The organism is Otariodibacter oris, assembly GCF_009684715.1.
GTDB classification, from domain to species: Bacteria; Pseudomonadota; Gammaproteobacteria; order Enterobacterales; family Pasteurellaceae; genus Otariodibacter; species Otariodibacter oris.
The window spans coordinates 1,274,291-1,297,659 of the sequence record NZ_CP016604.1; the positions used below are offsets into that span (position 1 = coordinate 1,274,291).

The following is a 23,369-nucleotide window of genomic DNA, read 5'->3' on the forward strand; positions in this document are numbered from 1 at the left end:
CCTTTTTATTTTGTTATTTAAAATTCAAATTTGAATTAGTCTTTGATTTGGTTTTCAAAACGGTTTGACGCTTCATCCCAGTTTACAACATTCCAGAATGCTTTGATGTAATCAGGACGACGGTTTTGGTAATTTAGATAATACGCATGTTCCCAAACGTCTAATGTTAAAATAGGGTAGCCAGATACGCCTGCAAATTCTTTACCCATTAAAGGTGAATCTTGGTTTGCAGTTGAAACAACTGAAAGTTTACCATTTTCTAATACTAACCATGCCCAACCTGAACCAAAACGAGTTGCTGCCGCTTTTTCAAATTCTGCTTGGAATGCTTCTACTGAACCGAAATCACGTACGATAGCATCTTTTAATGCACCACTTAATGTTGTACCTGTTTTTAATCCTTTCCAGAACATTGTGTGATTCGCATGTCCCCCAACATTATTCTTCACAGCAACGCGTTTTTCTTCAGGTACAGATGATAAGTTTGCAATGACTTCACCTGGTGTTTTATCTGCAAACTCAGTCAAGCCTTCTAATGCCGCATTTGAGTTATTCACATAGGTTTGGTGATGTTTAGAATGGTGAATTTCCATTGTTCTTGCATCAAAATGTGGTTCTAACGCATCGTAAGCGTAACCCAATTCTGGTAATTTATATGTCATATTGTAATCCTCTTCAAAAATAATTTGGTAAATTAGAGCTAAACTCTGTCGTCATTTTATCAAAAATTTAACAAAAAATACATATTTTTTTGATCTAGAACAATAAATGAAAAAAATAAAAAAATTCATTGACAAAACAATCATTTTCGCACATTCTTCCGTCTGTTTTTCACACTTATGAACTGACAATGAATCATTTAGCAACAATAATTACCACAACCATTATTACCATTATGCACACTCATAATGCGGGTTGTCGTTGCTAAAAAATAGAAAGAGACACCAAGAACCCGCCGAAAAAGCGGGTTTTTTTGTATCTAATTTTACAAATATTTAATAATTATCTATTCAGGAGAAACTATGCGAGTTCTAAAATTTGGTGGCACATCTTTAGCAAATGCTGAACGTTTTATGCAAGCCGCAGATATTATTGAAAAAGCACATTTAGCAGACCAAGCAGCGGGCGTACTTTCTGCTCCAGCTAAAATTACTAATCATCTAGTGGCAATTGTAGATAAAGCTCAAGCAGGAGAATCTTACCAATCGCATTTAGATGAAGCGAACGAAATCTTTGATAACATTATTAATGGACTTTACGCACAAAATAACAATTTTGACCGTGAAGGACTTGCTCAATTTATTCAAGCAGAACTACAACAAATTTGCGATATTGCAACTGAAGCCGCAAAAAACAAATTCTGCCCCGACAATATTAGTGCAACTGTCCATAGCCGTGGTGAAAAGCTTTCGATCGCAATGATGAAAGCATGGTTTGAAGCTAAAGGTTATGACGTAACTCGTATTGATCCTGTTGAAAAATTATTAGCCTATGGTAACTATTTAGAATCTTCCGTTGATATTGAAGAATCGACAAAACGCGTTGATGCAAACTCAATTCCTAAAAAGAATGTCGTATTAATGGCTGGTTTTACAGCTGGAAATGAACAAGGAGAATTGGTTTTATTAGGTAGAAATGGATCTGACTACTCTGCTGCTTGTTTAGCTGCTTGTTTAAATGCGGATGTCTGTGAAATCTGGACTGATGTTGATGGGGTTTATACTTGTGATCCTCGCTTAGTACCTGATGCGATTTGTTTGGAATCCATGAGCTATCAAGAAGCAATGGAACTCTCCTACTTCGGCGCCAAAGTAATTCACCCTCGAACTATCGGTCCTCTCGTCCCTCTCAACATTCCTTGTTTAATTAAAAATACCGGCAACCCTGATGGTAAAGGTACTGTCATTGATGGTAACGTTGCAACCGATGGATTAAAAGTAAAAGGCATTACTAACCTCGATAATGTAGCAATGTTTAATGTATCTGGTTCTGGTATGCAAGGTATGGTAGGCATGGCAGCGCGTGTCTTCTCAACAATGTCAAGAGAAGGTATCTCCGTTATTTTAATTACTCAATCCTCTTCTGAATACAGTATCAGTTTCTGTGTTCCTGTGAAATCAGCAGATAAAGCCCTTTCTGCACTCAATGAAGAATTTGCTCAAGAACTAAAAGAGGGATTGCTTGATCCTGTCGAAATTAGTAAAGAACTCTCTGTTGTTTCTGTCGTGGGCGATGGAATGAAAACAGCCAAAGGTATTGCCGCAAGTTTCTTCTCTGCCTTAGCAAAAGCCAATATCAGCATTGTGGCGATTGCTCAGGGGTCATCTGAACGCTCTATCTCTGTTGTTATTTCTCAAAATAAAGCGATTGAAGCGGTCAAGGCGACTCACCAAGCTTTGTTCAATCGTAAAAAAATCGTGGATGTATTCCTTATCGGTGTAGGTGGTGTAGGCAGTGAGTTAATCGAACAAATCAAACACCAAAAAGATTATCTTGCTCAAAAAGATATAGAAATTCGTGTCTGTGCTTTAGCGAACTCTAACAAAATGCTACTCAACGAAAATGGATTAGCGTTAGATAATTGGAAAGAAGACTTAGAAAATGCGACCCAACCTTCTGATTTTGAACTTATCCGCTCTTTCATCAAATTGCACCATGTCGTCAATCCTGTATTAGTAGATTGTACGACCTCACAATCGGTGGCTGATTTATATAGTCATATTTTGAAAGAAGGTTTCCATGTAGTTACCCCAAACAAAAAAGCCAATACCTCAAGCTTTGAGTATTACCAAGAAATGCGAGAAAAAGCACGTCAAAGTCAGCGTAAATTCCTATATGACACAAACGTAGGTGCAGGCTTACCTGTTATCGAAAACTTACAAAACCTACTTGCAGCGGGTGATGAAGTGCAAAAATTTGAAGGAATTTTATCTGGATCACTCTCTTATATTTTTGGACAACTTGAAGAAGGATTAACACTCTCTCAAGCAACAGCATTAGCTAAAGAAAAAGGCTTTACTGAACCTGATCCTCGTGATGATTTATCTGGACAAGATGTGGCACGTAAATTATTAATTCTCGCTCGTGAAACAGGGCTTGAATTAGAGCTACAAGATGTTGAAGTTGAAGGCATCCTTCCTGTGGATTTTGCAGAAGGTAAAACAACAGAAGAGTTTTTAACTATGTTGCCAGAGCTTGATGCAGAATTTGCAAAACGTGTTGAGAAAGCGACCGCTAATGGTAATGTATTGCGTTATGTGGGTGTAATTGAAGGCGATAAATGTAGAGTCGAAATCAAAGAAGTCAGTGAAGATGATCCACTCTATAAAGTAAAAAATGGTGAAAATGCACTCGCATTCTACACTCGCTATTATAGCCCTAGCCCACTATTATTAAGAGGTTACGGAGCGGGTAATGATGTGACCGCAGCCGGTATTTTTGCGGATATCCTACGTACCTTACGCGGAGGCGCAAACTAATGACGTCACTAAGAATTTACGCCCCAGCAACCAGTGCAAACTTAAGCGTTGGATTTGACTCTTTGGGTGTTGCAATTTCTCCTGTTGATGGTTCATTACTTGGTGATGTAGTGCAAATTGAATCATCAAGCGTACCTTTTGAATTGGAAAATGTAGGCGCTTTTGCACGAAAACTCCCGAAAGACTTACATAAAAATATCGTTTACCAAGCTTATGTCTTATTTAGTGAACGTTTAAAATTACGTGGTGGAGAAATAAAACACCTTCGATTAACCCTCGAAAAAAATATGCCAATTGGTTCGGGTTTAGGGTCAAGTGCTTGCTCTATCGTTGCGGCTTTAGTTGCACTGAATCAATTTCACGATAACCCATTTACTGAAATGGAATTATTGGCAATGATGGGAGAATTGGAAGGTAGAATCTCTGGTTCTATTCACTATGACAATGTCGCCCCTTGTTACTTAGGTGGCTTACAAATGATGACTGAATCACAAGGTAACATTTGTCAAACATTGCCATTCTTTGATGATTGGTATTGGGTGTTAGCTTATCCAGGTATCAAGGTCTCTACTTCGGAAGCAAGATCTATTTTGCCAAAGAATTACAGCAGACAGGATATGATTGCTCAAGCAAGACATTTAGGCAGTTTTGTGCATGCCTGCCATACCCAGCAAGCTCAATTAGCAGTATCTATGATGAAAGATTTTATTGCAGAGCCATATAGAGAAAATTTATTACCGAATTTCTCAGCAGTTCGACAAGGCTGTAAAGATTTAGGCGCTATGGCTGTTGGTATTTCGGGTTCAGGACCAACTATGTTTGCAATTGCACCTGATTTAGCCTTAGCACAAAAAATCTCAGCTTTCTTAGAAAAAGAATACTTACAAAATTCAGATGGATTTATTCATATTTGTAAGGTTGATAATCAAGGAGTAAGGAAAATTAACTGATAGAATCAGAAAAGCTCAGTGAATAATTAACTCAGGGGCTAGGTTTTAACTCAGCCCCTTTAGTTTATAAATAAATATACTCTTTAATAATTATTACTTACATACTTCGGCAAATCCGCCAAGCTATCTAATACTTTATCTGCTTTAGCTTCGGCTTCTGGTGTTACAGGCTTGCCAGTTCTCACCAAAATTTTAGTTTTCACCCCTGCATTTTCTGCGGCAAGTAGATCTTCCAATTTATCACCAACCATAATAGATTGATTTGGATCGATATTTAATTCAGCAATCGCTTGGGTAAACATACCCGCTTTCGGCTTACGACAATCACAATCTTCACGATATTCGCCAATCCCCTCTGGATGATGCGGGCAATAGTAAATACCATCAAAATCCACACCACGATCTGCCAACGACCAATCAAACCATTCCGTAAGTTGTAAGAATTGCTCTTCGGTAAAATAGCCTCGTGCAATGCCCGATTGATTAGTCACTAACACCAACAAATAGCCTTTTTGCTTTAAAGCAAACAAGGCATCAATTACACCATCAATAAATTGGAAATCATCAATTTGATGAACATAGCCATGATCGATATTGATCGTCCCGTCTCTGTCTAGAAAAATAGCCTTATTTGCCATTATTTACTTTCGCCTTTTAAGAAATCAACCACGATTTGATGATGATTTGAAGTTTTAAATTTGTCAAATACTGCCTCGATCTGACCGCTTTCATCCACTAAAAAACTGATGCGATGAATGCCATCATAAGTTTTTCCCATAAATTTCTTCTCGCCCCACACACCAAAAGCTTCTGCAATTTGATGATCCGGATCAGATAATAACGTAAAATTTAATTCTTTTTTCTCAACAAATTGGGCTAATTTTTTAGGTAAATCAGGGCTAACACCTAATACTACGACATTAAGATCATCTAATTCTGTTTTGCTATCTCGTAATCCGCAAGCTTGTGTTGTACACCCTGGTGTCAATGCTTTAGGATAGAAATACACTAAAACCTTTTTGCCTTGAAATTGTGATAATGAAACGGACTGTTCATTTTGATCTAATAATGTAAATTCTGGGGCTTTATCGCCTACTTTTAATGTGTTCATACTACTTCTTCCTATTTATCAGTATTATCATACTTGCTCATCGTATTTTTTACGAATTCTACATATTGTTGGTGTTGTTGGAAAAAATTAATTATATTAGTCCCTCCACTACCAATACCGATTATTTTTGCTCTAGGCTTATTCATTACTATTCCTCGTTTTACCTTGATATTCTAGGTATGCTTTTCTAAATGGATCATAATACCCTTCTATATTAGATTTTATTGCTGAGAAATGGTAGCAATCAAATACAGGAACGACCTTCCCATTAAAATCCATTTTAAATGCAGTAACGTTAGGATCTTTTGATGATGATTCAACTATATTGCCTAAACGAGAAAGCCAATCTCTTTCTAAATTCATTGTAATAATTACATCAGGATCTAGTAGGGTAATTTCTTCTGTATAAAAATTCTTGGTGCTATTTAACATTGTAGCTTGTGAAAAGGCTTCCATTAAATCTATATTGGCTTCGTAATTTTCATCATTGTTGCTAAATTTTGAAAAATTCATAAATGCAAAGCTTAATTTATCTGTACCAAAATCCTTAAGCAAGGTACTCTCATCAGGGTTTATGCTTGGAATGTTTTCCCATTCTGGTAAACTTCCGCTTAGTGCATAATATTTCAGTGCCCACGCAAAACAGAATAATCTACGATGAAAATTATAAGACTCTACAGACTTCTCATTGATCTCATTACCTCTGTAAGCATCAAACAAGATATCAATATAATTATTAACAGAGTAATCTTTCTCTCCTAAACTTCGACATTCTCTTCCAATAAATAAAACCTTACACCCTTTTTGTTGGGTATAGCTCGGATAGAAACCATCTCTAATAAATAATCCTTCTTTAATATATTGAGAAGTAGAATCCTGATCCTCTAAATAAGATTTCCATTCATCAAAGAGAGCTTGAAGTTTTTCATTTAACTCTTGCTCTTCTTTTAATGTGTACAATTGCTCTGCCATAATACTTTCCTCTTACTATGTGGATTAATCATATTCATAGCATAGTGTCAAATACGCAAAATCATGTCGCATTATTTCAATAAATGATTAAACGGTTGAATGGTGACTTTTTCATTCACCGCTACATTACCTCTATCTTTTTCTAATACGATAAAGCAATTGCTTTCATTAAAAGCACTGAAGATATGTGAGCCTTGTTTACCAATCGGTTTTACCACTAACTGCCCTTGTTCATTTTCATAGAAAAAGCCTCGTTGGAAATCTTGTCTTCCAACAGATTTTTTCAATGGTTCTGAGGTGTAAGCGGTAAGATTTGGCGAGAAATTTGCAATTTTTTCTGGTGTGTTGCCTGCTAATTTTAAGAGTGCAGGTTGCACCAATTGATAGAAAGTGACTAATGCAGAAACAGGATTACCCGGTAAGCCGAAGAACCACGATTTTTCTAAACGTCCAAAGGCGAATGGTTTACCCGGTTTCATTGCGATTTTCCAGAAACCAATTTCACCTAATTTTTCCAGTACATCTTTAGTGAAATCTGCTTCTCCTACGGAAACGCCTCCACTGGTAATCAAGACATCGGCAGTACGTTGTGCTTCTGTGAACGTTTTTTCAAATAATTCAGGATCATCAGGCAAAATGCCATAATCCATGATTTCACAATTTAATTTTTCGAGCATTAATCGTACAGCAAAACGATTTGTGTCGTAAATTTGCCCTTCGTTGAGCGGTTTACCTACACTTACTAATTCATCGCCAGTCGAAAGAATGGCGACTTTTAAACGGGGATAAACTGAAACAGTGGCAATTCCTAATGAAGCAAGCAAAGGTAAAGTGGTTACATTCAATAAACTACCTTTAGCCAATACCAATGCTCCTTGTTTAATATCCTCACCCACTCGGCGAATATTTTGATTAAGTTTAGGTTGGCAATTGAAAGTAACAGAACCATCGGCATTGACTGTAGTGTCCTCTTGCATCACAACGGCATTCGCCTCCGCAGGCACTTTCGCCCCCGTCATAATACGCACACATTGTCCTTTTGCCATTGTTTGCGTAAAAGGATTGCCCGCAAAGGATTTTCCTGCCACTGTAAGCGTATTATTTTCTGCTAGATCTTCAACTCTTACCGCATAGCCATCCATTGCTGAATTATCAAAACTCGGTACATTTAAAGGGGAAAAAATATCTTCAGCTAAAATTCGATTAGCCGATTGATCTAAGCTGATTTGTTCTTGTGTTGTTGGAAGTGGAAGGCGGTCAAGCATATTCGCAAGTGCTTGTTCTAAATTAAGTAAAGACATTTTTTCCTCGCTAACATTGTCAATAATATTACCGATTATAGCATTAAATCGGTGTTACCTTATCGAGAAAAAAGGTAGAATTAGCCCAATATTTTGCACAGACTTTTACTGTGCATTTCTTTTTCAAGGAACTGAAGTAGCTATTCAATGATATTTTTTACAGATCTTACTCTCAAACGTGGTCACACGACTTTATTAGAAAATGCTAATGCGACAATTCACACAGGACAAAAAGTTGGGTTAGTGGGTAAAAATGGATGCGGTAAATCCTCCCTATTAGCTTTATTAAAGAATCAACTTTCGCCTGAAGGTGGGGAAGCAAAATATCCGCAAAATTGGTCAATTTCTTGGGTAAATCAAGAAACACCCGCACTAGATACCCCTGCGATCAATTATGTGATTGAAGGCGACAGAGAATATACGGCTTTAATAGCAAAACTGGATCAAGCCAATGCGGATAACGATGGGCATTTGATTGCGACTTTACACGCTCAATTAGATACCATTGATGCGTGGACGATTGAATCCCGTGCTGCCACCTTATTAAATGGGTTGGGGTTTAGTACAGAACAACTCACTTTCCCCGTGAAATCATTTTCGGGGGGATGGCGTATGCGGTTGAACTTGGCACAAGCCCTACTCTGCCGTTCCGATTTATTACTGCTTGATGAGCCGACTAACCATTTAGATTTAGATGCGGTTATGTGGCTAGAACGTTGGTTAAGCCAATATCGTGTTACTTTGCTATTGATTTCCCACGATAGAGATTTTTTAGATCCAATCATTGATCGTGTATTGCATATCGAACAACACAAATTAAATGAATACACAGGAAATTACACCTCTTTTGAAATGCAAAGAGCAACAAAGCTGGCTCAACAACAATCAGCTTATCAATTACAACAACAAAAAATTGCGCATTTGCAACAATTCATCGATCGCTTTAAAGCCAAAGCCACCAAAGCAAAACAAGCCCAAAGCCGAATGAAAGCCTTAGAGCGAATGGAAATGCTTGCACCTGCGCATTTTGATAATCCATTTTCATTTGAATTCCGTCCACCACTTTCTTTACCTAGCCCACTACTTTCAATGGAAAAAGTAAGTGCGGGCTATGCAGACACAACGATTTTACAATCGGTTAAATTGAATTTAGTTCCCGGTTCTCGTATCGGGTTATTAGGCCGAAACGGTGCGGGAAAATCAACCTTAATTAAATTATTAGCAAGTGAAATTGCCCCGCAATCAGGGCATATTCAGTTAGCAAAAGGCGTTCAACTGGGTTACTTCGCACAGCATCAATTAGATACTTTACGAGCAGAAGAAAGTGCCTTATGGCATTTAGCCCACATTGCTCCAGAAAAAACTGAACAGGAATTGCGTAATTATTTGGGTGGATTTGATTTTCACGGCGATAAAGTTAAACAGGCAGTCCATTCATTTTCAGGGGGCGAAAAGGCTCGCTTGGTGCTTGCGCTTATTGTTTGGCAACGTCCTAATTTACTGTTACTTGATGAACCGACCAACCATTTAGATTTGGATATGCGTCAAGCCTTAACGGAAGCCCTCACCCAATATGAAGGCTCTTTAGTGATTGTTTCCCACGATCGCCACTTATTGCGTAGTACCGTCAATGAATTTTATCTAGTTCACGATCATAAAGTTGAAGAATTTAATGGCGATTTAGATGATTATCAAAAATGGCTGAACGATCAAAATGCAGCACAAGAATCTGCAAAAAAAGAAGAGAATCCAACCGCTTCCAATAATGAAAATAGTGCAGTCAATCGAAAAGAGCAAAAACGTTTAGAAGCGGAACTTCGCCAGCAAGCTGCCCCTCTGCGTAAAAAAGCTACACAATTGGAAAAAAATTTAGAGAAACTGACCGCTTGTTTAGCTGAATTAGAAGCAACACTAGCTACCACAGAAATTTATGAAGCAGAAAATAAAGCTACTCTGACAGCAACATTAGCCAAACAAGTGGAAACAAAGAAACAGATAGATGAAGTAGAAATGGAATGGCTTGAAGTGCAAGAAGAATTAGAACAGTTATTATCATAAACGATTAAATCGGATAAGGAATCATTATGCGACAAGCAAAACTTTATCATTATTGCCTACCTGTCGAAACTGGCGTGATTTTGCGTCATCGTCGCCTAAAACAACGGGAAGGATTGATTGTTCAGTTACAAGAAGATGATCAAACAGGTTGGGGGGAAATTGCTCCCTTACCTGAATTTAGTCAAGAAACATTAGAGATCGCTACTCAACAAGCAAAAGAATGGTTGAATACTTGGTTAGCTCATAACGAGCAAGATATCAATCATTATGTGCCTTCCGTTGCATTTGGCTTAAGTTGTGCTTTGGCTGAATTGCATAATGAATTAGAACAAGAGGCAAACTATCGTGCTGCCCCACTCTGCTACGGCGATCCTGATGAATTGTATGCTGAATTGAATCAAATGGAAGGTGAAAAAGTCGCAAAAATAAAAGTGGGACTTTATGAGGCTAATCGAGATGGTTTAATTGTGGATATGTTTTTAGAAGCGATTCCTGATTTATATCTTCGTCTTGATGCTAATCGAGGTTGGTCATTAGAAAAAGCCTCTCTCTTTGCCAGTAAAATTGCCCCAGAACGGAAATCTCGCATTCAATTTATTGAAGAACCGTGTAAAACTCCTAAGCTTTCTCGAGAGTTTGCTCAACAACATAATATTGCTATTGCGTGGGATGAAACCGTTCGAGATCCTGATTTTTTGGTAAAAAAAGAACCGAATCTAACCGCTATTATCATTAAACCAACTTTAGTTGGCTCACTTGGGAAATGTAAACAACTTATCGAACAAGCCCACCAACAAGGATTAAAAGCGGTAATTAGTTCAAGTATCGAATCAAGCCTCGGGCTTACTCAACTTGCACGAATCGCCCAACAATATACGCCAGATATGATCCCTGGGTTAGATACCTTAGATTTGATGCAAGCTCAATTACTTCGCCAATGGGATAATTCAGACTTACCTTTGGCTGATTTAGACAGTGAGTTTATTACTAAATTAACACTGTAAATATTCAAATAAGAAATGAGAACAACGAAAAAGGCTAGCATATTTGCTAGCCTTTAAACGAAAAGTGAATGACTAATTAATTTGCACTCGCTGTGCCATATTTTTGTTGTAATTCAGCTTGAAGTTGTTGTAAATCTGCACCTGATTGCATAAGTTTTTGAGATTTTTCTTGAATAAGCTTCTGAGCATCTTCAGTTGGATTTGACATTACCTTCACTGATTCAGTAATTAAATCATTTGATAATGTTAATGTTTCTTTTGTTTTTTCTTTAAAAGCATTAACTTCTGCATTTTTGATGTCTAATGCATCTAAACTTTTCAATACATCATCAACTTTAGCTTTAAATTCTGTCATCGCCTCTTCAATCTGTACTTGATCTTGTGTAGCTAATTTTTGCTGAAGTTCAGCTTGAGCTGAAGCCATGTTCTGTTCTTGTGATTGATTCCAAACTACTAATTTTTGGAAATCTTCTACACCTTGAGTATCCACAGACTCTGTTGCAACTGCAGTTGTTGTCGTCTCTGTAGTTTGAGCTGTCTCTGTTGTTTGTGTCATTTCTGCTTTAGGTGTTTCTGTAGTTGCTGTAGAGGTTTTATTATCTGCAGCTGTATCACAAGCAGATAGAAAAATAGCAAATAATGCGGTTGCACTAATTTTAGTAAATTTGTTCATTTAAAATATTCCTCAAAATGTAAGTATTAACAGGTATAAATTTACCAGTAGATAAATTATACTCTGTCATAGACACATATAAAACATCTCTGTTCAAAAATATAATTAAATTTTTGTAAAAATAATATATCTCAAAAACCTAGTGTTTGTTGAATAAATAATTTTTTAATTTCAGCACTCTTATCTGCCAAACTTAATCCTATTCCTCTAATCAACTTCTTAATAGGCTGTTCACCTGAAAATAATGATTTCAAACTCCCCATAGCAAAAAGCACTTTTGCTGCCTCAACTTTACGTTTCCGCTCAAATTGTCTTAAATAGCGATAATCACCAATATCATGCTCTAATGCCAAGTGATATTTTAATTCGTTAGCTAATGTTATCACATCAGCAAACCCTAAATTTACACCTAAACCAGCTAAAGGATGAATGGTATGAGCAGCATCTCCAACTACAACAACACGTTGTTGAGCAAAATTACGTGCATAACGGGCAGTAAGCGGATAGATCGCACGCTCACTTTGTAATTCACACACTCCCAAACGATTATCAAAGGCTATGGTTAAAGCTTGATTAAATTCCTTCTCATCACAATTCACAAGAGATTTTGCTTTTTCTGGTGGTAAAGACCAAACAATCGAGCATAAATTTTCATTGGGTAATGGGAGAAATGCTAAAATACTATCCTTTGCAAAAATCTGACGAGCAGTCTGTTGATGAGGCTCTGAAGTTTTTACATTACAAACTAAAGCTGTGTGCTCATAATCTCGACTAATCAACGGGAAATTTACCTGTCTGCGTACCCAAGAATTTGCACCATCAGCACCAACAACTAATTTAGCTGAAATCATTTCTCCACTTTCTAATGTTACAAATCCAAGATCGTCAGTAATATCAAGCTTTTTAGGTTGGTCTAGAATAATTTCAACATTATGTTGGGCTTCAACGACCTTCCATATCGCTGATTGAATTTGCCCATTCTCAACAATATGTCCTAGCTGTTCTAATCCGAGTTGAGTAATAGTTGGATCCTGATTATCAAAATGAATTTTTGCAAAACTATCCTTTTCCCATACGTACATTTGCGAATATGGAGACAATCTTTGCGATGCAATTTTTTGCCATGCACCGATTTTTTCAAGCATCGCTTGGCTAGAAAAATTAATGGCACTTACACGATTAGAAATACGAGTTGGATCTAATTCAATCGTTTTATTTTTCTCTATGACTTTTATTTGTAATTTGGTATCAGCGAGTAAAGCTGCTAATGCTAGCCCTACCATACCTCCACCAACAATAACAATATCTGCTTTCTTCATTTTATTACTTCTTATAATGTTTTTCTAAACTGCGATGACGAACTTGTACATCTTTATCTCGACTTTTAAAATAATTCGCTAGTTGCTCTGCAATAAATACTGAACGATGTTTTCCACCCGTACAACCAATTGCAATAGTCAAATAACTTCGATTGTTATTCTCAAGAGATGGAAGCCACATTTCTAAGTAATTACGTGTATGATAAATAAAATTATGTACTTCTGTCTGACGCTCTAAGAAATCAATAACAGGCTGCTCTAACCCTGTCATTGGGCGCAGTTCTGGATTCCAATGTGGATTAGGTAAAAATCTGACATCAAAAACATAATCTGCATCAGATGGTAATCCATATTTAAATCCAAAGGATTCAATCACAATTTTTAATTCTTTAGCCGCATTACCCCTTAATAATTCTCTTAATTTTTCAGCCAATTCATGCGATGAGAGATAAGTAGTATCAATCACACAATTCGCTTGATGGAGAATAGGTTCAAGAAGTTTTTCTTCTAAATCAATTGCACTTTCGAGGGATAGATTATTGGTAGATAAGGGATGTAAACGTCGGGAGTCACTATAACGTCTAATTAATGTTTTTCGCCCACACTCTAAAAATATGAGTTTTATTTTAATTTCTGCAGGTAATTTAGAAAATAGATCATCTAAAGCTTGTTTATTCTCGGGTAAATTTCTAATATCTAAACTTACAACAGTTGAACGATCTGATTGGAATAGGAAATTGGCTAGCTCTGGCAACAAAGTAAGTGGAATATTATCAACACAATAATAACCTATATCCTCTAATGCTCGTAATGCGACAGATTTACCCGCACCAGAACGGCCACTAATAATGATCAACTCCATATCAACTTATTTCCTCTGTACTATTATTTTCTAATTGACTATCCATCTCATCTTCTTGAGTATGCTGATCAGAATAGGATAAAACCTGCCAAATATCTTCCGATGAAGTCGATGCTCGAAGGTGTTTTAATATATTCTTATCCGAAAGACGTTGTGCAACTTTCGATAAATAATCTTTATATTCTGTACAACAAGATTCAGGGAAAAGGATTGCATAAACTAAATCAACATTTTTATGATCATTAGAATCATAATCAATTGGATTTTCTAATTGCACAAAAATTGCAATGGGCTTGTCAATCGTAGCATAATCAAGGGGTAATCTTGCATGTGGAATAGCAACACCATTATTGATTGCAGTAGAACCTAATTTTTCTCTTTTAACTAAATAATTGAAACATTCTGAAGAAGAAGCTAATTCTTCCTCTTTTTCAAAATCAACCATATGATTGAAAGAATCTGCAACAACTTTAGCAATAAATTCTAATACACGTTTTTTACTTGAAAGAGCTACTGCAGGATAAATGCGCTCAGGAGAAAGAAATTCAGTTAATTTCATACTACACCACCAAACGATTAAATTTGTAAAATAAACTGACAATCTAACCGCTTATCAAATTAGAGTTTAAATTGCTCACCTAAGTAAACACGTTTTACATCTGGATTATTCAAGATTTCACTCGGAGAACCGCTTGCAATCATTTGTCCACTACCCACGATATAAGCTCTTTCACAAACATCCAAGGTCTCACGAACATTATGATCAGTAATTAAAACACCAAGTCCTCTTTCCTTTAAATTAACAATAATTTTCTTGATATCAATAACAGAAATTGGATCAACACCCGCAAAAGGCTCATCTAATAAGATAAATTTTGGATTCGCCGCTAAAGCACGTGCAATTTCAACTCTTCGACGCTCCCCCCCCGAAAGAGATTGTCCCAAATTATTACGGATATGCTCAATATGGAACTCTGTGATTAACTCATCAGCTCTTAATTTACGTTGCTGATTAGTTAAATCCTTTCTAACTTGTAGTACAGCCATTAAATTCTCATATACGCTCAAACGTCTAAAAATTGATGCTTCCTGTGGTAAATATCCGATACCTTGCTTAGCTCGATCGTGCATAGGCAATAAACTAATATCACTATCATCAATACGTATCTGACCCTGATCATGACGTACAAGACCAACTACCATATAAAATGTTGTGGTTTTCCCTGCACCATTTGGACCAAGTAATCCGACTATTTCGCCCGATTCTACGTTTAAACTCACATCTTTAACAACCTGACGACTTTTATAACTTTTCGCTAAATGTTCTGCATAAAGAACTGGCATATTCTCTACCTATTTTTTATTCTTCGTATTTTGTAGTTGAGTTGGAATCAATATAGTTGTAACCCGAGATTTATTTCCACTTGTTGCCTTAAGTTGTTGCTTTTTAACATCATAAGTAATTTTATTTGCTTTAATAGAACTATCTAACTGCTTTAATTCAGCATTACCCGTTAAAATTAAAAACTCACTCCCTAAGTCATAATTAATCTGATTAGCTTGTCCGTTAGCTGGTTTTCCATCATCCATGGTTTGCTCAAATTTTGCAGGAGAGCCTATCGCTTCAATCTTTTCTCGTTGACCTTCTTTACGAATAATTGTGACTTTCGCTGCATTAATTTTAATTGAACCTTGAGTAATTAATACGTTATCGGAAAAAATAACAGTATTACTTTCCAAATCTAAGGATTGGCTTCCCGATGTAATATTAATTGGTTGATCAGTATCTCCTTTTAAGGCATAAGAGTTTAAACTGATACCAATAAAAGTCGCCATAAATAATGGCTTTATTAGAAATTTCATTCAATATCCTTTGTTAATTTTGAATATTTCGAGAATCAGATTCAGACTGAATTACTGTGGGTTCAATACGAGTCTCAACATTTTCCAATAATGTTGCTACCTGACTTCTTAGATTACCTTTCAATCCTTTACCACTAGTGATAAATCCCATACCTTTTGAGGTAACTATACTATCTGTATACACATCATAATTTGATAAATCAACTGTTAGAATCTCGCTTTCAATGTAATTCAAACGGGTATCCTCATTTAAACTCTCTATCTTCACATTTCCTTTCAGATTTAAGATTTTTTCTTTTGTTATTTCCGCATAATCAGCAGTAACTTTCCAATCTTTTAATGAAGATTCAGAGTTAAAAAGATTCAGCAAAGGCTTAAAAAATTCTGTTCTCTCTGTTGTTTCGTAATGTTTAACCTCTTGTGCCTCAGCAAAATACTGTGGTTTACCTTTTAGATCATATACTATAGTATCTATCTTATTACCAGTATACTCTGGTTCACCTTCTCTTTTAACAAGTTGAGCTAACTGAGGCCGCTGATCATCTTGTTGACTAAAATACCATCCAGCCAACACAGCAACAACCAAGAGTAATATTATATTTAACCGTTTATTCATATTATCTCTACTGAATTGAGTACCTTCCGATTATAGCATATTTTTTTATAGCAACCATAGGCACTAAGCATAAGGAATAATTCCTATATCTTTAGACATTATCATTTTAAATAAATTTATTACGTAATAAAAAAACCTTAGATAAAAATCTAAGGTTTTTATGTATAAACCTAAAAGATATTAGATAAATTATTGTGCTGCTTTTAGCTCTTGATAATATTTTTCATAAAGCTCAATTGCCTCGCCTACATCATCTTGCCAATGACTTGTTTTTAGCACTTCTGAAGGCGGATAAATCGCAGGATCTTCAGTAATTTCTTTAGGTAAAACATCTAAAGCTTTCATATTTGATGTTGGGTAACCAATTGCTAACGTTAACTTCTCTGCAACAGGCGCACTTAAAAGGTAATTAATTAACTTATGTGCACCATCTGGATTTTTTGCGTTAGCCGGAATTGCTAATGTATCAACCCAAAGGACTGGTCCTTCTTTCGGAAAAACCATATCTACGGGTGCTTGTTCTTTTTTCGCAATACGTACAGAACCATTCCATAATTGTCCTACGCTTACTTCACCAGAAATGAATGAGTTTGCAGGGTTATCAGAACTAAATGCAAGCACATTTGGACGCAATTTTAGTAACTCTTCATACGCAGCTTTAATCACCTCTGGATCTTGAGTATTCGGATCTTGACCTAATTTTAAAAGTGCAATATTAAATACTTCACGAGCATCATCTAATAATTGGACACTATCTTTAAATTCAGGTTTCCATAAATCACTCCAAGAAGTGAAATTGCTACCTTGATAGTCATCTGTATTAAATGCAATACCTGGTGCACCTAATAACTGAGGCAATGAATATTTATTACCTTTGTCATACGCTTGATCCAACCAATCAGGATTAAGATCCTTAATTACGGGTAATTTGCTATGATCTAGCTCTAATAACATTCCTTCACGTCCCATTTTAGACACGAAATAGTTACTTGGCGCAATAACATCATAACCACCATCTTTGCCTTGAATCTTTAATTTAGCATACATTGTCTCATTTGATTCAAGACTTGAAACTTCAACTTTAATACCAGTTTCTTCGGTAAATTTGTCCAGTAATCCTTCTGGTACATATTCAGTCCAAGTATATAAATGTACGGTATCTTCCTCTGCCATTGCATTTGCACTTAGCATAACCATACCTGATGTTAAAGCCACAGCCCATTTTTTCATTTAAGTTTTCTCCCAGAATGAGTAAAAAAGCGGTTGGATTGCTCCAAAAGTTTACCTATATCACTATACAGGTAGGGGGGCATTCTAATTGCCCCCCTATATTTTGCAAGCCTTTTATATAATACCCGCCTAAATTTTAGGCAAAATCACATGACAACTACATCAAATTGATCTTGATGATAGTAAGGTTCTATCTTTATCTCGACTTTTTTACCTAAAAATACCTCTAACTCTGCAAGTAATGCGTGAGACTCTTCGTTAATTAAATATTCACCAACACTTCGAGAAGCATAAACCACATATCTCTCTGTCCGATATAAGTGATGTACTCTTACAATTTCCCGCAAAATTTCATAACAAACTGTTTCAACAGTTTTAATCGTTCCTCGACCTTTACAAGAAGAACAGTCACAACACAATATTCGTTCTAAACTCTCTCTTGTTCGTTTACGAGTCATTTCAACTAATCCAAGTTGAGTAAAGCCATTCACATTTGTTTTAACTCTATCTCCTTTTAGCGCTTGCTCTAATGATTCTAAAACACGTTGTCTGTGTTCTTCCTCTTGCATATCGATAAAATCAATAATAATGATACCGCCAAGATTTCTGAGCTGAAGTTGATGAGCAATTGCCTTAGTTGCTTCGATATTGGTATTAAAAATAGTATGCGCTAAATCTCGATGACCAACAAAAGCCCCTGTATTAATATCTATAGTTGTCATGGCTTCTGTCTGTTCAATAATCAAATAACCGCCTGATTTTAAATCAACACGTTTATCCAATGCTTTTTGAATGCCTTCTTCTACACGGTAAACATCAAATAATGGCTGTGTACCACTATATAAATTTACATTTTCGGATAATTCAGGCATAAATTCCGTAAGAAACTCCTTAACTTGTTCATAAGTTATCTTTGAATCAATTTGAATAGATTGAATATGCGTTCCAACAAAATCACGCAATACTCGCTGTGCTAAGGCTAATTCACCGTATAACATACTTTTTGTTACATATTTCGCTTTACGCTCTAAAACCTTTCGCCACAATCGTTTCAAAAAAGCAGCATCTTGTTCTAAGCTTTCTTCAGTTACATCCTCTGCTGCTGTTCGAACAATAAAACCACCTAATTCATCACAATAAGGTTCAACTAACGATTTTAGACGTTCACGTTCAGATTCACTTTCAATACGCTGAGATACACCAACGTGACTATTTTCTGGCATAAAGACTAAATAACGTGATGGTAGAGTAATATCGGTTGTCAACCTAGCTCCTTTAGTACCTAATGGATCTTTGACAACTTGTACAACAATATCTTGCCCTTCTCTGACTAATTCACTGATATTTTTAACAACAAACTGCTTTTTCTCATTTTCCCCCACACACTCGGTGTGTGAAACAATATCGGAAGCATGCAAAAAAGCTGCTTTATCTAATCCTATATCAACAAAAGCGGACTGCATTCCTGGTAAAACTCGTGTAATTTTTCCTTTGTAAATATTACCAACAATACCCCTTTTAGTTTCTCTCTCTATATGGACTTCTTTCAATACACCGTTCTCAACTAGAGCGACTCTCGTTTCGCTTGGCGTCACATTAACTAATAATTCTGCGCAATTCATTAGATATTCTTATCCTGATTATCAATAGTATCGACATTAAACTTAAAAAAATTATTACATGCAATAATCTGAATCAAAGAATAAGCAATAAAATAGTGTATTGATAAAAATTTAAATATAAACCGCCTATAAACTAGTAAATTACTCAAATAGTTAAAATATGCGATAAATTTAATTTGACATTATCATAAGAAAAAGTTATTTCTATATACGTTTTTGCGATTAGCAAAAAAGTCATGATTTATAAAAATCATAGCGGGAGAGGCGCAACATTCAGGTAACTTATCTTAGGAAACTAGGCCGTTTGAGGATAAGCCATGGGAATGATTGCCGAGGTGTGGATTCACTAGATAGGAATTTAACATCGGCTGAGTAGGTTGAATCTTGCCAGCTGTCGTTTGAAACAGTGGTTTAAAAAACAGTGGTTTTAGAAACAATAGTTTTAAATGGAGTGCTCTGAAATAACTTTTACCCAATGTACTCACCAACATTTTTTCTATTCCATTTCCACCCTCAAAATATCTGCAAACATAATTTAAATAATATAGGAAAATGCCTTATGTCTCATCTCTCTGTTGCAAAATTTGGTGGTACCAGTGTTGCTAATTATGAAGCAATGTCTGCTTGTGCCAATATTGTTGTTAATGACCCAAATACTCGAGTTGTTATCTTATCAGCATCTGCTGGTGTAACTAATTACTTAGTAGAACTAGCTAATGGTTGTTCACATGATAAAAGAGCTGAAATTCTCTCTGCGCTGAAAACTATCCAATTTAATATTATTAATCAATTACAAAATCCTGATGCTGTTACTTCCCAGATTGAAGAATTACTTGATCAGATTGAAGCATTGGCAATGTCAGCCAGCCTTGCAACATCATTGGCTCTCACTGATGAGTTAATTAGTCATGGTGAAATGATGTCCACCTTAATTTTCACTCAGTTGTTAATTGAAAAAAACTTTCCTGCTCAATGGGTTGATATTAGAGAAATTATTGCAACAGATAGTCATTTTGGAAAGGCTAGACCAAATGATGAATTGACTCAACAACAATCAGATAATCTGCTTAAACCGTTAATTGAAGAAGGCAAAATTATTATTACGCAAGGATTTATCGGTCGAGATGAGGAAGGAAAAACAACAACGTTAGGTCGTGGTGGAAGTGATTATTCTGCCGCCCTACTTGCTGAGGTATTACATGCAGATGATGTACTCATTTGGACTGATGTACCTGGAATTTATACGACCGATCCAAGAATCGTACCCAATGCACAACGCATTGAAACTATTAGCTTTAATGAAGCAGCTGAAATGGCAACATTTGGCGCCAAAGTCCTCCATCCTGCAACATTGCTTCCAGCGGTTCGCAGCAATATCCCTGTTTATGTGGGATCAAGTAAAGCACCAGAACAAGGTGGAACATGGGTAACAAGAGATCCCCAACCTCGCCCGACATTCCGAGCTTTAGCACTACGCCGTAATCAGATTTTACTTACATTATCGAATCTAAATATGTTACACGCACAAGGTTTTTTAGCTAATGTATTTTCTATTCTAGCCAAATATAAAATATCAGTAGATGTGATTACCACATCGGAAGTCAGTATTGCATTGACATTAGATAAAACAGGATCAGCATCTTCTGGAGCAGATATATTATCTGAAGATCTGTTAAGTGAATTGAGACAATGTTCACATGTTAAAGTCGAAGAAGATTTAGCACTCATTGCAATCATTGGTAATAACCTACACTCACAATCGGGAATTGCGAAAAAGCTATTTAATACTCTTTCAGATCACAATATTCGTTTAATTAGCTGTGGCGCAAGTAGCAATAATGTATGTACTTTAGTGCATAATGAAAATGCTAATACGATTATCAAGTCACTTCATTCAGAATTATTTGAGTAAATGAGAATAAAAAATGGGGGATAATTATTACTCCCCCATTATTATCAATACTCCAATAAAAAAGTATTGCTACTGAACTTTATATAAACTAAATATGATCTCAAAATATTAAGAATACTCTTTTGAAAGAAATACCAAAGCTTCATAATGTGCGGTATGTGGAAACATATCAAACAACTGTATTTTTTCAAGTTGATACTGGGTTAAAGATTCAAGATCTTTTGCCATAGTTTTAGCATTACAACTTGAATAGATAAGATAATCAGATCCTAATTGATTAAGATATTCTGCTAATTGTTTACCAATCCCTCGACGAGGAGGATTTACGATCACAAGATCAGGTTGTGTCCCTTGTGAATTTAAGGCAAATTGGGCGGAATCTAGCGATGAAAACTGCACATTTCGTAATCCCAATTTTTCTGCGGATTTTGTCGCACTGGCAATAGCTGAAGGGGAAATTTCGATCCCTGTTAGCGTTACATTAGGATTTTTCTGCTGTAATGCTGTGGCACAATGTAAACCAAAACCGCCAACCCCACAAAACAGATCCCAAAGATGATTAATTTTTAGATTAGAAACCCAAGACTGAGCCATGGCATAAAGCTGACTGGCGACTTTAGGATTCGTCTGGAAAAAACCTTGTGGACGGATAAAAAGTGGGATGCCATTAAAATATTCCTCGATCACTTTTTGCTCGGTAAGAAAAATCTCTTTTTCGCCTTCTAAAATCGCTGAATGTTGTGGCTGAATATTAAGTGTTACCACAGAATTAGGCGGAAGTTGAGCATAAAAAGCGGGAAATTCTCGTTCAACAAGCGGTCGTTTCGTTTCACTTTTTAGCACAAATCGAATCATTAAGGATTGATTATATTCACTTTGAGTAATGAGGATATATTTCAGCTCACCTCGTTTTTTCGCTACGTTGTAAGGTACAAGCCCTGCCCTGCCGATAAATTGTTTTAAAATCGGAAATAACAGCGCAAAGCTCACTGGATAAAGGGAACAATCCGTTAAATCGACCGCACTTTGTGGATCATTGGGATCAGACAAAATCCCCAGTATCGGACGTTCTACACTGCCCGATACGACCATTTTTGCTTTATTTCTGAATTGAGCCAATTCTGACTTAATTGCAGGCAATATTTCTGTTTTTGGTAAAATAAATGGCGAAACTAACCGCTTAAGTTCAGCATATTTTTCTTCGATTTGAACGTCATAATCTTTCTCAATCCATTGGCAAGAAAGGCATTTATGTTGTTCAAAATGCGAACATTGTAAACGATTAAGCATGATTTGCTTTCCACTCTAACCAATCATTTTGTAAGGCTTCTAATTGCTGATGGGCTTTTTTCCATCGCTCTGTGACAACAAGATCTTGCCAACGAATCTGCTTACGTTTCATCAATTTTTGGTGAATGATTTTCTGTTCTGGTGTAGTTTGATAATTTAAGTTATCTAATACTTGCACAACGCCCTCTGGTTCATTACACAATAATAATAAATCACAGCCCGCCGCTAATGCTTTTTGGCTTCGTTCGACATAATCCCCCATAAAACCAGCCCCTTTCATGCCTAAATCATCGGAGAAAATCACGCCATTAAACTGTAATTGTTTTCTTAATATCTCTTTCAACCAATAGCTTGAACCACTAGCAGGTTGAGCATCACATTGGGTATAAATTACATGAGCAGGCATAATGGCATCTAATTTATTTTTCGCAATAAGTTGTTTAAAAGGCTGAATATCTTGCGAAAAAATCGCGTCTTTACTTCGTTCATCAATCGGCGTTTCTAAGTGTGAATCAGCAATAACATGCCCATGCCCAGGAAAATGTTTACCCGTTGTTGCCATACCCATTTCTTGCATGCCATCTATAAAGGATTCCGCAATGGGTAATATTTGTTCGATATTTTTCCCAAAAGAACGATCGCCAATAGCTTTAGATTGATGCCCTAAATCAAGTACAGGGGCAAAGCTTAAATCAATATCAAGGGCAAACATTTCAGCCGCCATTAACCATCCTGCCTCATGAGCATACTTCTGCTGAATTTCTGGATCTTGAATAAGCTGTTGGAAAGATTGCATTGCAGGGAGTTGGGTAAATCCCTCACGAAAGCGTTGTACTCTTCCCCCTTCTTGATCGATGGTGATCAGTAGTGGCTTTTTAACTCGCTGTCTAATTGACTTCACTAACGCTTGAATTTGTTCTCTATCATAAAAATTGCGAGTAAACAAAATCAATCCTGACACGAAAGGATGCTCTAATAATTCTTGTTCTTCTATCGTGAGTTCTTTTCCAACTAAATCCATCAATAGCATGACTGTTCTCCAAATAAAAATGCTCTCATATTTAGGCATATAAGAGCATTTTACAATGATTTAACTCATTTTGCTTG

The 23,369-nt window shown here is 36.2% G+C and carries 22 protein-coding genes and 1 riboswitch; of the genes, 5 read left to right on the forward strand and 17 right to left on the reverse strand.

What is annotated here, in order from left to right:
* Positions 1-35: 35 nt before the first annotated feature.
* Positions 36-662 (reverse strand): superoxide dismutase [Mn], encoded by a 627-nt coding sequence (gene sodA / locus A6A10_RS05910; protein WP_121121024.1) that lies wholly within the window; start codon positions 660-662, stop codon positions 36-38.
* A gap of 360 nt (positions 663-1,022) precedes the next feature.
* Here sodA and thrA point away from each other — a divergent pair, with 360 nt between their 5' ends.
* Positions 1,023-3,479, forward strand: a complete 2,457-nt coding sequence (gene thrA / locus A6A10_RS05915) for a bifunctional aspartate kinase/homoserine dehydrogenase I (protein WP_121121022.1) — start codon at positions 1,023-1,025, stop codon at positions 3,477-3,479.
* Entirely contained in the window at positions 3,479-4,429 is a 951-nt protein-coding gene (gene thrB, locus A6A10_RS05920; protein ID WP_121121020.1) for a homoserine kinase, read from the forward strand. Before thrA ends, thrB begins: the two co-directional genes overlap by 1 nt.
* Positions 4,430-4,512: 83 nt before the next feature.
* Here thrB and gmhB read toward each other — a convergent pair whose 3' ends face one another.
* From gmhB to moeA, 5 genes are all read right to left on the reverse strand, one after another.
* The gene (gene gmhB / locus A6A10_RS05925; protein ID WP_121121018.1) at positions 4,513-5,067 is read right to left on the reverse strand and encodes a D-glycero-beta-D-manno-heptose 1,7-bisphosphate 7-phosphatase; all 555 of its coding nucleotides are present in this window, start codon (positions 5,065-5,067) and stop codon (positions 4,513-4,515) included.
* Positions 5,067-5,540: a thioredoxin-dependent thiol peroxidase gene (gene bcp, locus A6A10_RS05930; protein ID WP_121121016.1), complete on the reverse strand. Its 474-nt coding sequence runs from the start codon at positions 5,538-5,540 to the stop codon at positions 5,067-5,069. Before bcp ends, gmhB begins: the two co-directional genes overlap by 1 nt.
* 11 nt (positions 5,541-5,551) lie before the next feature.
* Positions 5,552-5,686 carry a hypothetical protein gene (locus tag A6A10_RS09670; RefSeq protein WP_257792055.1) on the reverse strand — a complete coding sequence of 45 codons (135 nt, stop codon included), beginning with the start codon at positions 5,684-5,686 and terminating at the stop codon, positions 5,552-5,554.
* Entirely contained in the window at positions 5,679-6,512 is an 834-nt protein-coding gene (locus A6A10_RS05935) for a hypothetical protein (protein ID WP_121121015.1), read from the reverse strand. The genes A6A10_RS09670 and A6A10_RS05935 overlap by 8 nt, the downstream gene beginning before the upstream one ends.
* A 71-nt stretch (positions 6,513-6,583) precedes the next feature.
* The gene (gene moeA / locus A6A10_RS05940) at positions 6,584-7,813 is read right to left on the reverse strand and encodes a molybdopterin molybdotransferase MoeA (protein ID WP_121121013.1); all 1,230 of its coding nucleotides are present in this window, start codon (positions 7,811-7,813) and stop codon (positions 6,584-6,586) included.
* A 147-nt stretch (positions 7,814-7,960) separates the two neighbouring features.
* Between moeA and A6A10_RS05945 the strand changes: the two genes are divergently transcribed.
* Positions 7,961-9,871, forward strand: coding sequence for an ABC transporter ATP-binding protein (locus A6A10_RS05945; RefSeq protein ID WP_121121011.1), 1,911 nt, complete (start codon positions 7,961-7,963; stop codon positions 9,869-9,871).
* Positions 9,872-9,897: 26 nt separating this feature from the next.
* Positions 9,898-10,875, forward strand: a complete 978-nt coding sequence (menC, locus tag A6A10_RS05950) for an o-succinylbenzoate synthase (protein WP_121121009.1) — start codon at positions 9,898-9,900, stop codon at positions 10,873-10,875.
* 76 nt (positions 10,876-10,951) lie between these two features.
* On the opposite strand, the gene A6A10_RS05955 is transcribed toward menC, so the two are convergent.
* The 9 genes from A6A10_RS05955 to rng form a co-directional block, all read right to left on the reverse strand.
* Positions 10,952-11,548 (reverse strand): lipoprotein HlpB, encoded by a 597-nt coding sequence (locus A6A10_RS05955; RefSeq protein WP_121121007.1) that lies wholly within the window; start codon positions 11,546-11,548, stop codon positions 10,952-10,954.
* Between the two features lie 131 nt (positions 11,549-11,679).
* Positions 11,680-12,867 (reverse strand): FAD-dependent monooxygenase, encoded by a 1,188-nt coding sequence (locus A6A10_RS05960; protein ID WP_121121005.1) that lies wholly within the window; start codon positions 12,865-12,867, stop codon positions 11,680-11,682.
* Between the two features lie 4 nt (positions 12,868-12,871).
* On the reverse strand, positions 12,872-13,729 hold the full coding sequence (gene rapZ, locus A6A10_RS05965) for an RNase adapter RapZ (protein ID WP_121121003.1): 858 nt from the start codon (positions 13,727-13,729) through the stop codon (positions 12,872-12,874).
* 1 nt (position 13,730) lies between these two features.
* The gene (locus tag A6A10_RS05970; protein WP_121121001.1) at positions 13,731-14,288 is read right to left on the reverse strand and encodes a PTS sugar transporter subunit IIA; all 558 of its coding nucleotides are present in this window, start codon (positions 14,286-14,288) and stop codon (positions 13,731-13,733) included.
* 59 nt (positions 14,289-14,347) lie between these two features.
* Complete coding sequence (lptB, locus tag A6A10_RS05975) at positions 14,348-15,073, reverse strand: LPS export ABC transporter ATP-binding protein (RefSeq protein WP_121120999.1); 726 nt, start codon at positions 15,071-15,073, stop codon at positions 14,348-14,350.
* A 9-nt stretch (positions 15,074-15,082) separates the two neighbouring features.
* Positions 15,083-15,592, reverse strand: a complete 510-nt coding sequence (gene lptA, locus A6A10_RS05980; RefSeq protein ID WP_121120997.1) for a lipopolysaccharide transport periplasmic protein LptA — start codon at positions 15,590-15,592, stop codon at positions 15,083-15,085.
* Positions 15,593-15,605: 13 nt separating this feature from the next.
* Complete coding sequence (gene lptC, locus A6A10_RS05985) at positions 15,606-16,208, reverse strand: LPS export ABC transporter periplasmic protein LptC (RefSeq protein WP_121120995.1); 603 nt, start codon at positions 16,206-16,208, stop codon at positions 15,606-15,608.
* A gap of 189 nt (positions 16,209-16,397) precedes the next feature.
* Positions 16,398-17,438, reverse strand: coding sequence for an extracellular solute-binding protein (locus A6A10_RS05990; RefSeq protein ID WP_121120993.1), 1,041 nt, complete (start codon positions 17,436-17,438; stop codon positions 16,398-16,400).
* A 146-nt stretch (positions 17,439-17,584) separates the two neighbouring features.
* Positions 17,585-19,060 carry a ribonuclease G gene (gene rng / locus A6A10_RS05995; protein WP_121120991.1) on the reverse strand — a complete coding sequence of 492 codons (1,476 nt, stop codon included), beginning with the start codon at positions 19,058-19,060 and terminating at the stop codon, positions 17,585-17,587.
* Positions 19,061-19,311: 251 nt separating this feature from the next.
* A riboswitch (Lysine riboswitch) is annotated at positions 19,312-19,525 on the forward strand.
* A 94-nt stretch (positions 19,526-19,619) separates the two neighbouring features.
* Between rng and lysC the strand changes: the two genes are divergently transcribed.
* Positions 19,620-20,972: a lysine-sensitive aspartokinase 3 gene (lysC, locus tag A6A10_RS06000; RefSeq protein WP_121120988.1), complete on the forward strand. Its 1,353-nt coding sequence runs from the start codon at positions 19,620-19,622 to the stop codon at positions 20,970-20,972.
* Between the two features lie 108 nt (positions 20,973-21,080).
* Here lysC and rlmC read toward each other — a convergent pair whose 3' ends face one another.
* Together rlmC and nagZ are read right to left on the reverse strand one after the other, a co-directional pair.
* Positions 21,081-22,262, reverse strand: a complete 1,182-nt coding sequence (gene rlmC, locus A6A10_RS06005; RefSeq protein ID WP_121120986.1) for a 23S rRNA (uracil(747)-C(5))-methyltransferase RlmC — start codon at positions 22,260-22,262, stop codon at positions 21,081-21,083.
* Positions 22,255-23,292 carry a beta-N-acetylhexosaminidase gene (gene nagZ / locus A6A10_RS06010; RefSeq protein ID WP_121120984.1) on the reverse strand — a complete coding sequence of 346 codons (1,038 nt, stop codon included), beginning with the start codon at positions 23,290-23,292 and terminating at the stop codon, positions 22,255-22,257. Before nagZ ends, rlmC begins: the two co-directional genes overlap by 8 nt.
* Between the last annotated feature and the right edge of the window lie 77 nt (positions 23,293-23,369).

Coding starts and splice junctions, on each gene's coding strand:
- menC (WP_121121009.1), top strand. CDS start 9,898: ATGCGACAAGCAAAACTTTATCATTATTGCCTACCTGTCGAAACTGGC.
- gmhB (WP_121121018.1), bottom strand. CDS start 5,067: ATGGCAAATAAGGCTATTTTTCTAGACAGAGACGGGACGATCAATATC.
- bcp (WP_121121016.1), bottom strand. CDS start 5,540: ATGAACACATTAAAAGTAGGCGATAAAGCCCCAGAATTTACATTATTA.
- A6A10_RS05945 (WP_121121011.1), top strand. CDS start 7,961: ATGATATTTTTTACAGATCTTACTCTCAAACGTGGTCACACGACTTTA.
- rng (WP_121120991.1), bottom strand. CDS start 19,060: ATGAATTGCGCAGAATTATTAGTTAATGTGACGCCAAGCGAAACGAGA.
- rlmC (WP_121120986.1), bottom strand. CDS start 22,262: ATGCTTAATCGTTTACAATGTTCGCATTTTGAACAACATAAATGCCTT.
- A6A10_RS05955 (WP_121121007.1), bottom strand. CDS start 11,548: ATGAACAAATTTACTAAAATTAGTGCAACCGCATTATTTGCTATTTTT.
- A6A10_RS09670 (WP_257792055.1), bottom strand. CDS start 5,686: ATGAATAAGCCTAGAGCAAAAATAATCGGTATTGGTAGTGGAGGGACT.
- A6A10_RS05970 (WP_121121001.1), bottom strand. CDS start 14,288: ATGAAATTAACTGAATTTCTTTCTCCTGAGCGCATTTATCCTGCAGTA.
- rapZ (WP_121121003.1), bottom strand. CDS start 13,729: ATGGAGTTGATCATTATTAGTGGCCGTTCTGGTGCGGGTAAATCTGTC.
- A6A10_RS05935 (WP_121121015.1), bottom strand. CDS start 6,512: ATGGCAGAGCAATTGTACACATTAAAAGAAGAGCAAGAGTTAAATGAA.
- lptB (WP_121120999.1), bottom strand. CDS start 15,073: ATGCCAGTTCTTTATGCAGAACATTTAGCGAAAAGTTATAAAAGTCGT.
- lysC (WP_121120988.1), top strand. CDS start 19,620: ATGTCTCATCTCTCTGTTGCAAAATTTGGTGGTACCAGTGTTGCTAAT.
- lptA (WP_121120997.1), bottom strand. CDS start 15,592: ATGAAATTTCTAATAAAGCCATTATTTATGGCGACTTTTATTGGTATC.
- lptC (WP_121120995.1), bottom strand. CDS start 16,208: ATGAATAAACGGTTAAATATAATATTACTCTTGGTTGTTGCTGTGTTG.
- nagZ (WP_121120984.1), bottom strand. CDS start 23,292: ATGCTATTGATGGATTTAGTTGGAAAAGAACTCACGATAGAAGAACAA.
- A6A10_RS05990 (WP_121120993.1), bottom strand. CDS start 17,438: ATGAAAAAATGGGCTGTGGCTTTAACATCAGGTATGGTTATGCTAAGT.
- A6A10_RS05960 (WP_121121005.1), bottom strand. CDS start 12,867: ATGAAGAAAGCAGATATTGTTATTGTTGGTGGAGGTATGGTAGGGCTA.
- thrA (WP_121121022.1), top strand. CDS start 1,023: ATGCGAGTTCTAAAATTTGGTGGCACATCTTTAGCAAATGCTGAACGT.
- thrB (WP_121121020.1), top strand. CDS start 3,479: ATGACGTCACTAAGAATTTACGCCCCAGCAACCAGTGCAAACTTAAGC.
- moeA (WP_121121013.1), bottom strand. CDS start 7,813: ATGTCTTTACTTAATTTAGAACAAGCACTTGCGAATATGCTTGACCGC.
- sodA (WP_121121024.1), bottom strand. CDS start 662: ATGACATATAAATTACCAGAATTGGGTTACGCTTACGATGCGTTAGAA.